Source organism: Paraburkholderia fynbosensis (assembly GCF_902859935.1).
Taxonomy (GTDB): Bacteria; Pseudomonadota; Gammaproteobacteria; order Burkholderiales; family Burkholderiaceae; genus Paraburkholderia; species Paraburkholderia fynbosensis.
Genome location: NZ_CADIKI010000018.1, coordinates 74,534 through 89,941, shown reverse-complemented (window position 1 = coordinate 89,941; position 15,408 = coordinate 74,534). Strand labels below are relative to the sequence as shown.

General features: G+C 63.6%; 9 protein-coding genes and 1 pseudogene. 9 read left to right on the top strand and 1 reads right to left on the bottom strand.

The window, feature by feature from the left end; translation table 11 throughout:
* The first annotated feature begins 341 nt into the window (after positions 1-341).
* The 7 genes from HV770_RS26490 (at position 342) to HV770_RS26460 (ending at position 11,502) form a co-directional block, all read left to right on the top strand.
* Entirely contained in the window at positions 342-2,003 is a 1,662-nt protein-coding gene (locus tag HV770_RS26490) for a methyl-accepting chemotaxis protein (RefSeq protein ID WP_175164563.1), read from the top strand.
* A gap of 242 nt (positions 2,004-2,245) precedes the next feature.
* Complete coding sequence (locus HV770_RS26485; protein ID WP_246291170.1) at positions 2,246-3,283, top strand: oxidoreductase; 1,038 nt, start codon at positions 2,246-2,248, stop codon at positions 3,281-3,283.
* 66 nt (positions 3,284-3,349) lie between these two features.
* Positions 3,350-4,021, top strand: a complete 672-nt coding sequence (locus tag HV770_RS26480) for a heavy metal response regulator transcription factor (protein WP_175164561.1) — start codon at positions 3,350-3,352, stop codon at positions 4,019-4,021.
* Positions 4,018-5,406 (top strand): heavy metal sensor histidine kinase, encoded by a 1,389-nt coding sequence (locus tag HV770_RS26475; RefSeq protein WP_175164559.1) that lies wholly within the window; start codon positions 4,018-4,020, stop codon positions 5,404-5,406. Before HV770_RS26480 ends, HV770_RS26475 begins: the two co-directional genes overlap by 4 nt.
* A 324-nt stretch (positions 5,407-5,730) precedes the next feature.
* Complete coding sequence (locus HV770_RS26470; protein ID WP_175164557.1) at positions 5,731-6,876, top strand: efflux RND transporter periplasmic adaptor subunit; 1,146 nt, start codon at positions 5,731-5,733, stop codon at positions 6,874-6,876.
* A 16-nt stretch (positions 6,877-6,892) separates the two neighbouring features.
* Positions 6,893-9,988, top strand: coding sequence for an efflux RND transporter permease subunit (locus tag HV770_RS26465; RefSeq protein WP_175164555.1), 3,096 nt, complete (start codon positions 6,893-6,895; stop codon positions 9,986-9,988).
* A 17-nt stretch (positions 9,989-10,005) separates the two neighbouring features.
* Entirely contained in the window at positions 10,006-11,502 is a 1,497-nt protein-coding gene (locus HV770_RS26460; RefSeq protein WP_175164553.1) for an efflux transporter outer membrane subunit, read from the top strand.
* Positions 11,503-11,800: 298 nt separating this feature from the next.
* Here HV770_RS26460 and HV770_RS38885 read toward each other — a convergent pair.
* Positions 11,801-12,051, bottom strand: a pseudogene (locus HV770_RS38885) (IS6 family transposase); the annotation flags it as partial.
* A 353-nt stretch (positions 12,052-12,404) separates the two neighbouring features.
* Between HV770_RS38885 and atzF the strand changes: the two are divergent.
* Both atzF and HV770_RS26445 read left to right on the top strand, forming a co-directional pair.
* Positions 12,405-14,246, top strand: a complete 1,842-nt coding sequence (atzF, locus tag HV770_RS26450; RefSeq protein WP_175164549.1) for an allophanate hydrolase — start codon at positions 12,405-12,407, stop codon at positions 14,244-14,246.
* Between the two features lie 62 nt (positions 14,247-14,308).
* Positions 14,309-15,406 (top strand): BMP family ABC transporter substrate-binding protein, encoded by a 1,098-nt coding sequence (locus tag HV770_RS26445; protein WP_175164547.1) that lies wholly within the window; start codon positions 14,309-14,311, stop codon positions 15,404-15,406.
* The last annotated feature ends 2 nt before the right edge of the window (positions 15,407-15,408 follow it).

Sequence of the window (15,408 nt, the reverse complement as noted above, 5' to 3'; positions counted from 1 at the left end):
CTCCAGCGCAAATCGTCAAGCGACGATATAATCCGGCGAAATTGGGCTGCATTGCCGTGCAGGGCCCTAGGGGGCTGTTCATTGTGTCTGCGCCGTCTCCCGTTCGAGCTGTGTTTGGCTTTGCGCATGGCGGCTGCGTCATAACTGTTCGCAATCGTCGCCATGAGGCAAACCAATTTCCCGAACGGCCTGCGCCTCGGCACAATGCCATCGCGCGTCCTGGTGGCGTTTCGGCCGCTATGTCAGGCCGCGAGTCATAGCACGCTGTCCGCGGCCGTCGTCTTCGAAACAGACGAGACACGCGCAAGAAATAATGCATCTCTCACGAAAAAGGTGAATCCATGAGGACTACGGCGGGTTTGCGTGTCCGCACCCAGTTGGTTGCCGGCTTCGGCATTGTCCTCGTCGCTCTCGTTGCGCTGACAGTCATCGCCATCACGCGCGTCGAGTCCGTGCGGCAACGACTCGATCAGATCATCGACGTCAACGGCGTCAAAGAACGGTACGCCATCAACTTCCGCGGCAGCGTCCATGACCGGTCAATCGCCGTGCGCGATGTCACTCTCGTATCGCATGAAGAGCTGCCGGCCGTCGTCGCGCATATCCGGCAACTCGCCGCGGATTATGACGAGGCGGCGAAGCCGCTTGCCGCCGTCTACGCGCAGCGCACCGACATCAGCCCAGCCGAGCGCGTTATCTATTCGCGCGTGATCGATGCGGGCAACAAGGCCACGCCGTTTATCGACGAGGTGATTGCACGGCAAACCTCCGGCGACACCGAAGGGGCGCGCACCGTGCTGCTTCAGCAAGCGCGCCCCGCGCTGGTCGAGTGGCTCGCGGCAATCAACCAGTTGATCGACTTTCAGGAAGCGCTGAACCGGCAGGGCGGTGCCGAGGCACGCCAGATAAGCGTCGATTTCCGCTGGATGATGCTTGCGCTAACCGGACTTGCGTGCGTGATCGGTGTTGGCGTTGCGGTGCTTGTCGTGCGCAACATCGGCCGCTCGCTCGGCGCGGAGCCGCGTGAGCTGATCGCGTTCGCCGATGCGATCCGGCGCGGCGATCTTTCCCAGCGCGCCGGGTTGCGCACCGGCGATACGGCCAGCGTGATGGCGACTGTCGTGCGGATGAGAGAAGCGCTCGCAGACATCGTGGGACAGGTGCGCGATGGCGCCGATGCAGTCGCCGGCATGAGTCACGCGATTGCCGCCGGCAATGCCGATCTTGGCGCGCGCACCGAGCTCCAGGCCAGCGCGCTCGAGCAGGCCACCGGCGCGCTCAAGGAGTTCGATGCGAGCGTGGCCACCAACACTGCGAACGCGGGGCACGCGGACGAGCTTGCCAGGCACGCCTCGGAAACGGCTGGGCAAGGGGGCATGGCAGTCGGCCGGGTAGTGGAGACGATGCATGGGATAAGGGCGTCGTCGGCGCGCATCGCGGAGATCATCTCGGTCATCGACGGGATCGCGTTCCAGACCAACATCCTCGCGCTGAATGCGGCGGTCGAGGCCGCGCGTGCCGGTAGCCAGGGACGCGGTTTTGCCGTGGTGGCCGGCGAGGTCAGGCTGCTCGCGCAACGTAGCGCAGAAGCGGCGAAGGAGGTCCGGCAACTGATCGTAGCGAGCGACGCTCGCGTGAAAGACGGCGCCACCCAGGTTGATGCCGCGGGCTCGACGATCTCGGCGGTCGTTGATTCGTCGGCGCGCGTCACGGGCATCATGAGCGAAATCCACGACGCGTGTCAGCAACAGACGCTTCATATCGGCGAGGTCCGGGAGATGATCGCGAGCCTGGAGCATGGTACGCAACAGAATGTTGCGTTGGTCCAGCAATCGGGTGCTGCCGCGGACGCTTTGAACAGGCAAGCGCAGACTCTGCTTAGCGCGGTCAATCTGTTTTCCGTCGACGTCGAACGCGATTCGGATCTGAAATCGGCGGGCCCACAGCAGCGCGATGCAACTGCGCGCAACCCGGCGCTTTCGCTCACCGGCAGCTACTCGTGAGCGCAGCGCGCCGCCGGTCGTGTACATTGAAGCGGGGTCGCTCGTCGGACTTCCAGTGACGCTTCGAAATGACTGAAACGTCATCCAGCAGCCATGTCGTGTTAACGACCGAATTCCGATAATGACAGTCCACTCGAGACTGACTGGGCGAGCAAACAGCAATCGATGCAGTACTCGAAGATCAATTAATATTGTCGCGAGTCTCCATGTCGGGTCGGCTCCTGGCATGATCGTCGCCAAATATGTTTTTGGCACGCCACCGTGGTAGTCTCGGCTTCACGCATTCGATCTTCACGCCGCCCCGGACCAACATGCACACACAGTGGACCACCGACGACATGGCGCCCCGGACCGGCAAGCGAGTGCTCATCACGGGAGCGAATAGCGGCATCGGCTATCACGCCGCATTGACGCTGGCGCGCAAAGAGGCACAGGTCATCCTGGCATGCCGCGATAAACGACGCGCAGAAGAAGCTCTCGCCCGTCTGAAAGCCGAAGTTCCGGGAGCACGCGCAGAACTGGCGATTCTCGATCTCGCTTCCTTCGCGTCCGTCCGGTCGTTCGCGCAGAAAGAGCTCACGGAGCAACGCCGCATTGATATTCTGGTGAACAATGCCGGCGTCTGGGCGCCGCCGAAACGTCTTGAGACCACCGACGGCTTCGAGCTGCAGTTCGGCACCAATATGCTTGGCCATTACGCACTCACGGCGCTGCTCATGCCCGCTCTTGAACTTGCCGCGGCTGAATCGCCTGACCGGCCACGCATTGTGACGATAGCTTCCATCGCGCACAAGCGGGGGAGAATTGATTTCGACGATCTGCAGTCGGAGAAGCATTATTCGCCGATGCAGTCATATCGCCAGTCGAAGCTGGCGAATTTGATGTTCGCCTTTGAGCTCGACCGCCGACTGCGCGCGGCGAATTCCCGAATCATGTCTGTAGCCGCCCACCCCGGGGTCGCGAACACCAATCTGTTTCGTTCCGGCGATCGTTGCGCGCTCTCACGTGCTGCTCGCAGCCTCGCTGGCCGCGTTATCAGCGTTGCGCTGAACAGCGAATCCGCCGGCGCGCTGCCGACGCTCTTCGCGGCGACGTCGCCTCACGTCGATGACGGCGGCTATTACGGGCCGCAAGGTTTCCTCGAGGCACGCGGGCGCAGGATCGGCGAAGCGAGTGTCGCGAAGCACGCCATGGATGAATTGACTGCCCAGCGCCTGTGGCAGGTATGCGAATCGCTCACGCAGATTCGCTTTCATCTGCACTCCGAGCGGACCGCGTGAGTTGGACGCACGATGCCGCCGGCTTTTTTTTTGAACCGCGCTAATTGAACGACAGGTTGCAGCACCATGCGAATACTCATTATCGAGGACGAGCCGAAAATGGCTTCCTATCTCCGCAAGGGGCTCATGGAAGCGAGCTTCCAGGCGGATACCGCCCTTGATGGCAAGGAGGGCCTCTTTCTTGCGCTTAGTGAAGACTACGATCTGATTCTGCTTGACGTGATGCTGCCCGAACTCGACGGGCTCGAAGTCCTCAAGCGCATACGGGAGAAAAAACATACGCCGGTACTGCTGTTGACGGCTCGCGACACGGTCCAGGACAAAGTCGTCGGGCTCGAGTCCGGTGCGGACGACTACCTGTCCAAACCGTTCGCCTACGCCGAATTGCTGGCCCGGGTCCGTGCGCTGCTGCGAAGGCCGGCGCAGTCGTCGGTCACTGTTCTGTGTGTCTCCGACATGGAGATCGATCTGGTCAGGCGGCGCGTGCGGCGCGGCAATGTGCGCATCGAATTGACGGCTCAGGAGTTTGCACTGTTGAAGTTGCTCACCGAACGCCAGGGCGAAGTGCTGACGCGGGCTTTCGTGACTTCGCACGTGTGGGATATCAACTTCGACAGCGACACCAATATCGTGGACGTCGCGGTCAAGCGTCTGCGCACGAAGATCGACAGCCCGTTCGAAAACAAGCTGCTGCATACGGTTCGCGGCATGGGCTATGTGCTGGAGGACAGGGCGTGATAGCGGCCGGCGCGCCATATTCACTGCTGAAGCGGCTCGCGCTCGCGTTTTCGATTCTTGCCATCCTGGTCCTCTCGCTCGCCGGCGGCCTTCTCTACCATACGCTCTCGCTCGAACTGCGACGCCGCGACGACAGCGAAATTGCCGTGAAGCTTCAGGAGTTCATGGAGCAGGCTCGCACATTGGGCAGCGCGGTATCGGTCGCGCAAAACGGTGCAGTATTTCAGGAGGCGCTGCTTTCACATCCCGCGGTGTCTTTCGCGATATCCGGCGGGCATGGTGAACTGTTGGTGTACACGGGGGGACGCGGCCAGCGTCTGGCATCCGGGCTGGGCAAAGACGCCGAATCTGGTCCGTTCACGTGCAATCCGCCGGTCGTCGGGGCTGCCCGCTGCGTTGTGGGGCGAGAAAAGCTGTCGTCCGGGGAGACGATCCAGATCGTGCTCGCGCACGCGGCTCATGTACGGCGCTCGGTGCTGCGCGCTTTTCAGGAGGACCTATTGCTCGTGCTCGTCGGCGGTTCGCTGCTGATGGGCTTACTCGGTTATGCGATCGCGAAACGGGGTCTCGCGCCTGTGAAAACGATCGGTGCTCGCATTTCCAGTATCGAGGCGCACAATCTGGACAATCGTCTGCAGATCGGCGGTGGCCCCGTCGAGCTTCACGACATAGCTGTTCCGGTCAATCGCATGCTCGACCGGCTCGAGCGGGCCTTCACGCGCCTGTCGCAGTTCTCGTCGGATTTGGCGCACGACATGCGCACGCCGCTCGCGAATATCATCAGTTCCTCGCAAATCACGCTGTCCAGGCCGCGCACGATTGATGAGTACGAGACGCTCATCGAGTCGAATATCGAGGAGTGCGAGCGACTGCAGCGCATGATCGAGACCATGCTGTTTCTCGCGAGGGCGGATCATGCCAGACAGCAACTCAAGCCAGGGTCGCTCGACTGTGAAAGCGAATTCGCCAAACTCACCGCATTTTTCGATGCCGTCGCGGAGAATAAGAGCATTCGGTTTTTCATCGATGGGCCCGTGCAAGTGCGAGCCGATCCGACGCTGTTCAGGCGTGCTGTCAGCAATCTGCTATCGAATGCACTGGAGCATGCCGGAACCGCGTCCGAAGTCGCGCTACGAGCGTTCCGCTCGGGAGAGTATGTGGCCGTGCAGGTCATCAATAACGGCGACAGCATTCCGCCCGAACATATCGATAAGATCTTCGAACGCTTTTATCGCGTCAATGCTGCCCGCGAGGGATCGGCGAAGAATACCGGCCTCGGTCTTGCGATCGTCAAAGCGATCATGGAATCGCACCGAGGCAAGGTCGAAGTGCTGAGCCGCGCAGGCCGCACGGTGTTTACGCTGTATTTTCCGGCTCTCGTCTAAAGTACGGCGCGCCGCAGCCCGTTCTCCTCTTCTACGTCGCACGTCGTCAGTCTCAATGTCAAAAATGACATTTAGCCGCCATGTGTGTATCAGCCGCAGATTTCGATAATTGACACCATGCGATCGAGGACCTCAAGTCCTCGGTCTTCGAGAGTGTCAGGTCAATTCGATTCTGCGAGGGACTCATTGAAAACCAAGTGCCAGAGACGCCTGTATGCATCCGTCGCCGGGGCCGGCTTGATCGTTCTGTGCGGCGCCTTCGCGATTCATTCGCGGACCACGCGGGCAGCGGCCGCACCCGTAGCGGCTGAATCTTCCACGTCAGTGGCAGCGAGCAGTACGCCTACCGTTTCCAGCGCCGTCGACCTGGCGCCCGAGGCGCTCTCGAACCTGCATCTGCAGATCGCCGACGCGGCGCTTCGCCCTGGCGTGCGGACCATCACCGCGCCCGGCGTGATCGCCTTCAACGGCAAACAGCTCGCACAACTGAGTTCCCCCTCCAGAGGTCGGATCGAGGCCGTCGACGTCGCGGTTGGCGACCACGTGCGTGCGGGGCAGCGACTTGCCGTGCTCGACGAGTTCGACCTTTCTGATGTGCGCAGCCAGCTAGCCAGCGCGCAAGCCGCGCTCGCCGATGCGACGGCCGCAGCCGACGCGGCACACGCCGCACTCGCGCGCGGCACTGAGTTGGTCGACGCCGGCGGCATTGCGCAAAGCGAACTCGAGCGCCGTCGCGCAATCGCGGCCAATGCCGATGCCACGCTGCGCTCCCGGCAAGCGGATCTGCAGAAATGGCGCGGCATGACACAACGATTGATGCCGATTGATGCCGCCGCGAAGGCAAACGGCGAGATGCGCACCCTTGCCGCATTGAGTCCGCGCGACTCGCTCGGTGCCGTGGTCGCGCCCTTCGACGGTGTCGTCACGGCGGTGAGTACGGCCGCCGGCAACATCGTCGATACGTCGCAGTCGCTCGTCACGGTGACGGATCTGTCGACCGTGTGGCTGCAAGTCAGCGTGCCGGAACACGACGCCGCTGCCGTGCACGCGGGTCAGACGGTCGCGGTGAACGTCGATGCCTATCCGAACCAGCCGTTCAACGGACGCGTCATCGACGTCGCCGATCAGGCCGATCCGAATACGGGCACGGTCACGGTGCGTTGCCAAGTGCCGAACCCCGGCGGGCTGCTGCGCGCCAACCTGTTCGCCACGGCAAGTATCGCGGCGCCGCTCGGCCACGATTCCGTGCTGGTGCCCGATTCCGCATTACAGGACGTGAACGGGCAGACGGTCGTATTCGTGCCTGCGGGTCAGGGTCACTTCCTCCCGCGTACGGTCCGTACCGGCGTGGCCGAGAGCGGCATGACGGAGATCGTGAGCGGGGTCAAGGCCGGAACGCCGGTGGTCGCCGACGGCAGTTACTGGCTGAAGGCCGCGCTGATGCAAACCACCATTCCCGACGAAGGCTGAACCGCGAGAGCAGGTCATGATTACGAAGATTGTCGATGCGGCGCTGAAGAATCGCGCCATGGTACTGATCCTGGTTGCCGTACTGATCGCCTTTGGGCTCGCCAGCATGCAGCGACTGCCATTCGATGCGCAGCCCGATATCTCGCCGGTCCAGGTGCTCGTGACGACGCAAGCGCCGGGGCTCGCTCCGGTCGATATCGAACGCTCGATCACCGCGCCCGTCGAACTTGCCCTGCAAGGGTTGCCCGGCATGCAGGCGCTGCGCTCCATTTCCCGTTATGGCCTGTCGGTCATCTACGTGCGCTTTGCCGACGGCTCGAACATCTATCAGGATCGCAATCTGATCGGCGAGCGCCTGCAGACGGTGCAGCTTCCGCCCGGTACAAATTCGCCTCAGATGGGACCGCTGTCGGATGGCCTGAGCGAGATCTATCAATTTCAGGTGCGTGGCCACGGGCAATCGCTGATGACGCTGCGAACGCTGCTCGACTGGCAGATCGCGCCGAAATTCCGCGAAGTGCCGGGCGTGGTCGACGTCAACGTCAATGGCGGCGAACTGAAGACCTACGAAGTGCAGGTGGCGGACGACGCGCTCACGCGCTACGGCCTTTCGACCGCCGACATCTTCAATGCCGTGCAGATGAACAACGGCGCAACCGGCGGCGCGACCATCGAGCATAACGGCGGGGAAGCCATCATTCGCGGCGAAGGGCTGCTTCGCAACGCGACCGACATCGGCAACATCGTGTTGCGCACCGAGCCGGATGGCACGCCGCTTTATGTTCGCAATGTCGCGCGCGTCGTCGAGGCGCCGATGCCCCGGCTGGGCGCAGTCACGCGCGATGGCCAAGGCGAAGCCGTTGTCGGCGTCGTTCTGATGGGACTCGGGCAGAACACGCGTATCGTCGCGCAGCGGGTTCAGGACGCCGTCAAGGAAATCAACACGACGCTGCCACCCGGCGTCGAAATCGCACCGTACTACAACCGCGCCGACCTGATGAACCGCGTGCTGCACACGGTTGCTCACAACATGGTCGAAGGCGCCGTGCTCGTGATTGCCGTGCTGCTGCTCTTGCTCGGCAATGTGCGCGCCGGCCTGCTCGTCGCGCTGGCGATTCCTTTGTCGATGCTGGCCGCGGCGATCGCCATGTACAGCGCGGGCATGTCCGGCAATCTCATGAGCCTGGGCGCCATCGATTTCGGCCTGCTGGTCGACGGCGCGGTGGTCATGATCGAGAACATCGTACGGCGGCGCGCGGAAGCACCGGCGCGGCCCATGCAGGCGGTCGTGCTCGAGGCATCCCGCGAAGTGGCGCGGCCCGTCACGTTTGCGGTCCTGATCATTACTGCCGTCTATCTGCCGATTCTCAGCCTGCAGGGCGTCGAGGGAAAGATGTTCCGCCCGATGGCGTTGACGGTCGTGTTCGCGCTCCTCGCGTCGCTCGTGATCACGTTGACGGTGATGCCCGTTCTCGCGAGCTTTCTGCTGCGCGGCAAGGTGGCCGAACACGAGAGCCGCATCATCCATTGGATGCGGCGGCGCTACGAGCCGGTGCTCACGCGCGCGGCGCATCGTCCCGCGTTGACTATCGGGCTTGCCGTGCTGCTGCTCGCGCTCGCGGGCGTTGTCGGCTCGCGCCTCGGTGCGGAATTCCTGCCGCGTCTGGAAGAAGGGGCGCTCACGGTCACGACTACGAAGCTGCCCGGCATTTCCGTGCCGTCGGCGGTCGAGTCACAGACGATGGTCGAGCGAACGCTGATGCGCTTTCCCGAAGTCCAGTCGGCGGTCACGCTCGGGGGCAGCTCCGAGATTCCCACCGATCCGATGGGTGTCGAGCAAAGCGACACCTTCATCATGCTCAAGCCGAAATCGGAGTGGAAGACCGCGCAGACCCAGGAGGGACTGGTCGAAGCGTATTCGGATGCGCTCAATCGCGCGGTTCCCGGTCTCACGCTCGATTGGGCCCAGCCGATCCAGATGCGCATGGACGACATGCTGGCGGGCGTGCAGGCGGATGTAGCCGTGATGATTCACGGCAACGACCTCGACGCGTTGCACGATACCGCGCAGCGTATCGCGAGCGTGATCGCTCGCGTGCCGGGAGCCGCCGACGTGCAGGCGCAACAGACGATCGGCCAGCCGTACTTGCGCATCATCGTGAACCGGGATGCGGTGGCGCGCTATGGCCTCAATGCGAGCCAGGTGCTCGACGTGGTGCAGGCGCTCGGAGGCCGCACCGTTGGCTCGATTTCGAATAACGATGGCCGCTTCGACATACGCGTTCGTCTGACGCCGCAAGACCGCACGGATGTGGCGCGAATCGGCGCGCTACGCGTAAGCAACGGCGTGGGCAAGGCCGTGCCGCTCGCCGAAGTTGCCGACATCCGGATGGAGCCCGGTCCTTCGACGATCGAGCGCGAAGAGGGGCAGCGCGTGATCATGGTGCAGGCCAACGTGCGCGGCCGCGATCTGGCCGGGTTCGTACTCGCTGCACAACATGCCGTGGCCACGCAGGTCAAGCTTCCGCCCGGGTACAGCCTGTCCTGGAACGGCAGCTTCAAGAATCTGCAGGAGGCGATGTCGCGGCTCTACGTGGTCGTGCCCGTCGCCCTGGCGGTGATCTTCGTCCTGCTTTATCTGATGTTCGACAGCGTGAGCCTCGCGGCACTCATCTTCTTCAACGTGCCGTTTGCGGCAATCGGCGGGATCCTGGCGCTCTGGACTCGCGGCCTGCCGTTCAGCATTTCGGCTGCCGTCGGCTTCATCGCGCTGTTCGGCATTGCGGTGTTGAACGGGGTCGTGCTGGTCAGCTACATCGTCGAGAAGCGGGCGAGCGGCCTTGGCGCTATCGAGGCTGCGCGGCAGGCTGCCTTGACGCGGCTGCGTCCCGTGCTGATGACGGCGACTGTCGCGAGTCTGGGCTTCCTGCCTATGGCTTTTTCCACGAGTTCTGGCGCGGAAGTTCAACGGCCACTCGCCACGGTGGTGATCGGTGGACTGGTATCGGCCACGCTGCTGACCTTGCTGGTGCTGCCGTCCCTGTACCCGTGGTTCGACCGCCGCAAGCGCACGGTGCCGCAAGAGCAGACCGTACCGGAATACGCAGAATGACACGGGGTGCTACTCACATGATCACCTTTAAACGTTCGTCCAGCCTGTTGATACCGTTGCTGCTCGCGGGTTGCGCGGTTGGTCCCAACTTCACGCAGCCCGCCGCGCCGACTGGGGCTGGCTATACGCAAGCGCCGTTGCCTTCGAGGACCGCGGCGGCGGCCGGCGCGGGTGGGCCGGCGCAGGACTTCGTCGCCGGCGGCGATATACCCGGGCAATGGTGGACGCTGTTCCAGTCCCCGCAGTTGAACCAGCTGATCGATCGGGCGTTCAGGCGCAGCCCGACGATCGACGCCGCACACGCTGCGCTCGCTAGCGCGCGCGAAAACATGCTGGCGCAGGAGGGGGCGTTCTTCCCCAGCATCGGTCTCGATGCGTCGGGCAGCAGGAACGGGACGCCGACTGCGAGCCTCGCACCGGTCGCGGCGAATAACCAGCGCATCTATTCGCTCTACACAGGGGAGCTGAGCGTTTCCTATTCGCTCGACGCTTTTGGCCTGAATCGCCGGACCGTCGAATCGGCGGCCGCGCAAGCCGAGAATCAGCGCTTCGAACTCGAAGCGGCCTATCTGACGTTGAGCAGCAACGTGGTGCTCGCGGCGATCGACGAAGCGGCCTTGCGCGGTCAGCTTGCCGCGCAAGAGGAGATGATCAAGGCCGATACCGAACTCGCGGACATCGTCCGCCGCGAATACATGCTCGGCGAGGCCGCACAGGCCGATCTGTTGCAACAGCAGGCTGTGCTCGCAGAGGCGCAAGCGGCATTGCCGCCGCTCGAAAAGCAACGGGCGCTGCAGCGCGATGCGCTGACTGCTCTGGTGGGAGGCTTTCCGAATGAAGACCTGGCGGTGCACTTCGATCTGGCGGACCTGCACCTGCCCGACAATCTTCCGGTGAGCTTGCCGTCCAGCCTCGTCGAGCAACGCCCGGATATTCGCGCCGCTGCCGCTGCTTTGCACGCGGCCTCGGCGCAAGTCGGCGTCGCCATCGCCAACCGGCTGCCGCAGATCTCACTGAGCGCCGCACTGGGCACCTCACCGAATGCTCTCGCCAACGCGTTCACGCCGTACAACCAGTTCTTCAACGTGGTCGGCAAGGTCGCGCAGCCCATCTTCCAGGGCGGGGCGCTGCTGCACCGCCAGCGCGCCGCTCAGGCGGTCTACGAGCAGGCCGGGGCTCAGTACCGCCTGACGGTCATCAACGCGTTCCAGAACGTTGCCGATGTCTTGCAGAGTGTGCAAGCCGATGCGAAGACGCTGGAAGCGTCCGTGGCCGCCGAACAGGCTGCATCGTGCAGCCTCGATATCGCCCGCCGGAAGCTGCAGACGGGGGAGATCGCCTACCTGTCCGTGCTGACGGCACAGCAAAGCTATGAAATGGCGCACGTCGCCGTGATCCAGGCGAGAGCTGCGAGGCTCGCGGACACGGCGGCGCTCTTTCAGGCCGTCGGCGGCGGCTGGTGGAACAGGTCGGACGCGCTGGCCTCGAGCGCGGCGCCAAAGGAAGCTCATTGAGTCGGACCACGCGACAAATTCCTCATGATACGAACTCTCATTGGCCTGATCTTCGTCGCTCTGCTGAACGGCTGCGCCTATTCGTCGGCACAGGCTCACCGTGCGCCGCTTGTGCAGACTGCGACAACCCGGACCGTCGACTATGCGGGCCTGCCCTGCGGGAATCAGTATGTGCACGTCAAATCGCCGGCGTGCTACTTTCCGCGCGAAGCGCAAATACCGGTTCTGTCGCAGTAAGGCAAGCGGGACAAGCAAAGTCGATATGTGAAGGATGACTTATGAAGCCCGATGATACGAGTCTGCGGCGAGCCGCCTCGATGCGACGTGCAAAGCCTGCGCCGGGCTTTCGCACCAACGTCGGACCGTCTCGTAGCTCACGACCACGCCGCGTTCAGACAGCGGCTCCTCGATATCGCGCAGACGCAACTGCAACCGACAATAGCAGCGAACCGCGCAACTGCCAACGACTGCGGGAAAGCGATGGCGGTGATAGAGCGATTCGCGCTGTTCATTGCGACATGTTAAGCGACCGGTACAGCAACGTGACAATGCCCTCGGGATTTGCGAGATTTGACGCATTCATTGTCGAGCAGCGCCAGGCGTTGCACGCCGTACGCCTGGCCGGATGGCGGCGGCGCGTGTCTGAGCGTGGCCATATGTGATCGATCAGCTAGTTGGTGCAACGGGCTGCGTCGTGCACAGCCTCCGTGAATCAGTGCACCGAAGCACACCGCAAAACGGTCAGCGATGAAGCGCGCCGGTCTCTGCGTCACCCGAGCTGCGCCGTCACTGAATAGAGTCGATAGGCGCAAAGCCTTTTCAAATAAGCATTCGCAGTCTGTGCCAGCCAATCTGGCACAAAACCTGCCTTGCATGTTCAACTTGTATTCAAGATTGAACTCATGGAACGCATCGCTCCGTTCAAGGTTCGCGCGCTGCTAGACGCTTATCGTCAAGGCGAAACATCGCCATGCGACACGGTCGCCGCAGTGCTGCAACGTCTTGCCACCACGCATCGTCCGGAAGCGTGGATCCTTCGCGTGTCCGAAGCCTCGCTCGTCGCGCGCGCCACCGAACTCGAACGTCTGCTCGCCGACGAAGGCCCTGCGCTCTTCGCCCGCATGCCGCTGTTCGGCGTGCCGTTCGCGGTGAAGGACAACATTGACGTAGCGGGCCTGCCGACCACCGCCGCATGCGATGCCTTCGCCTACGCGCCGGACGAGACGGCGTTCGCGGTGGCGCGTCTGCTGGACGCGGGCGCGATTCTCGTCGGCAAGACCAATCTCGATCAGTTCGCGACGGGGCTCGTCGGCACGCGTTCGCCATACGGTGCGGTGCGTCAGATCACGCGCGATGAATACGTGTCGGGCGGATCGAGCTCCGGTTCGGCGATTGCGGTTGCGACGGGCATCGTCGCGTTCTCGCTCGGCACCGATACCGCGGGTTCCGGACGCGTGCCTGCGGGCTTCAACGGGCTGGTGGGGCTCAAGCCGTCGCTCGGGCTCGTCAGCAAGCGCGGTGTCGTGCCGGCGTGCCGCACACTCGATACGCTGTCGGTGTTCGCGCACGACGTCGCCGATGCCTGGCAAGTGCTCGACCGGCTCGCGTTCTACGACCCGCACGACGGTTACTCCAGGCCGCTGCCCTCGCGCGGTTTGCAACACGCGCCATTGCGCATTGCGATTCCCGACACGCTCACGTTCTTCGACGACCACCACGCATCGGCCGCCTTCGCCGCGACCATGGATGGCATCGCCAGGCGTCTCGCGTTGACGCCGTCCACGTTCGCCTTCGCGCCGCTGCAGCAGGTCGCCGCGCTCCTTTACGACGGTCCGTGGGTGGCCGAGCGCCGCGCCGCGCTCGGCACGTTTTTCACGACACATCACCACGATATCGACCCAACCGTCGCGAAGGTGATCGGCCAGGCGGAGCGTTTCGATGCGGCCGCCGCGTTCGACGGGCAGTACGCGCTTGCGAGGCTGGCTCGCCAGGCCGCAGCACTTTTCGAGCACGCCGACGTGCTGATCGTGCCGACCACGCCGACGCACCCGACCATCGCCGACGTGCAGGCCAACCCGGTGGAGGTGAACAGCCGTCTGGGCGTCTATACGAACTTCGTCAATCTGCTCGATCTGTGCGCACTCGCCGTGCCCGGCGTGCCGCGCGCCGATGGTCTGCCTGCAGGCGTGACGCTGATCGGACCATCGGGCGCGGATCAGCAGCTCGCGTTGCTCGGCGCGCGTATTCAGGCGCTGTTCAGCGACGCCGTCGAGCAACGCGATGCGGACGCCATCGCGAGCCAGCCGCTGCCGATCCAGGAACCGGTCGTCACGCTTGCCGTGGTCGGTGCGCATCTGCGCGGCGAGCCATTGAACTGGCAACTGCTGCAAGCCGGCGCGCGCTTCGTCGAAGCCACGACGACCGCGCCTTGCTACCGGCTCTATTCGCTCGCCCGCACGTTGCCGCCGAAACCCGGCCTCGTGCGCCGCACGGGCGACGCGGCAGGAGGCGAAGCCATCGCTATCGAACTATGGGAAGTGCCGCTGCGCACGTTCGGCGCGTTCGTCGCCGCCGTGCCCGCGCCGCTCGCCATCGGCACGCTCGAGACCATCGACGGACGCAGTGTGAAGGGCTTCGTCTGTGAGCCCTCGGCGGTCGCGCACGACGCGGGCGCCCTCGACATTACCGCTTACGGCGGCTGGCGCATGTATCTCGCGCATCGCGCGCCGCAGCCGAACGCCTGATGCCCGGCATCGGAAATCCAGCATTCAGAACGCAGTGCACGACCAATTCAAGGAAACCCACCATGACTCAACGTCGCGACTTCATCAAGCAGGCGGGCGCGCTCGCGCTCGGCAGCCTGCTACCGCTCGAAAGCGTGTTCGCTGCCGAAAAGCTCACCGTCGGCGTGATCTACGTCGGCTCGAAGGGCGACTATGGCTACAACCAGGCGCAGGCCCAGGCCGCCGCGGTCATCAAGAAGATGCCGAACGTGAAGGTGGTCGAAGAAGAGAATGTGCCGGAAACGGTGGCTGCGCAGAAGTCGATGGAAGCAATGATCGAACAGGACGGCGCGACGCTCGTTTTCGCCACCTCGTTCGGCTACTTCGATCCGCACGTGCTGAAGATGGCGGCCAGGTACCCGAAGGTGCGTTTCGCGCATTGCGGCGGACTCTGGAAGCAGGGCAACCCGTCGAACATCGCGAGCTACTTCGGCTACATCGACGAATGCCAGTACCTGAACGGCGTCGTCGCGGGCCACATGAGCAAGAGCAAAAAGCTCGGTTTTGTCGCGGCCAAGCCGATTCCGCAGGTGCTGCGCAACATCAATGCGTTCACGCTCGGCGCGCAGTCGGTCGATCCGTCCATCACGACACACGTCATTTTCACGGGCGACTGGTCGATGCCGGTCAAGGAAGCCGAAGCGACCAATAGTCTCGTCGATCAGGGTTGCGACGTGCTGACCTGCCATGTCGACGGTCCGAAGGTCGTGATCGAAACGGCGGAGAAGCGCGGCGCGATGAGCTGCGGCTACCACGCGAGCCAGGCGGCGCTCGCGCCGAAGGGCTATCTGACGGGCGCCGAGTGGGACTGGGCAACGCCGTACAAAACGCTCGTCAGTGACGCGCAGACCGGCACGCCGCAGCCGAACATTCTGCGCGGCGGCCTCAAGGAAGGCTTCGTGAAGATGTCGCCCTATGGCGCCAAGGTGACGGCCGCCGCGATGACCAAAGCCGACGCCGTCAAGGCGCAGATGATGGCCGGCCAGTTCGTCATCTTCAAGGGCCCGCTGAAGGACAACAAGGGCGGCACCGCGATCGCGTCCTCCACGGTCTACGCTCAGACCGATATCACGCTCGAGAGCATGAACTATCTCGTCGCGGGTGTGGTGGGCCAGATCTGATC

Bases quoted from the DNA above. Each gene is read 5' to 3' on its own strand.
- HV770_RS26465 (WP_175164555.1), top strand. From the start codon at position 6,893: ATGATTACGAAGATTGTCGATGCGGCGCTGAAGAATCGCGCCATGGTA.
- atzF (WP_175164549.1), top strand. From the start codon at position 12,405: ATGGAACGCATCGCTCCGTTCAAGGTTCGCGCGCTGCTAGACGCTTAT.
- HV770_RS26490 (WP_175164563.1), top strand. From the start codon at position 342: ATGAGGACTACGGCGGGTTTGCGTGTCCGCACCCAGTTGGTTGCCGGC.
- HV770_RS26480 (WP_175164561.1), top strand. From the start codon at position 3,350: ATGCGAATACTCATTATCGAGGACGAGCCGAAAATGGCTTCCTATCTC.
- HV770_RS26460 (WP_175164553.1), top strand. From the start codon at position 10,006: ATGATCACCTTTAAACGTTCGTCCAGCCTGTTGATACCGTTGCTGCTC.
- HV770_RS26445 (WP_175164547.1), top strand. From the start codon at position 14,309: ATGACTCAACGTCGCGACTTCATCAAGCAGGCGGGCGCGCTCGCGCTC.
- HV770_RS26485 (WP_246291170.1), top strand. From the start codon at position 2,246: ATGTTTTTGGCACGCCACCGTGGTAGTCTCGGCTTCACGCATTCGATC.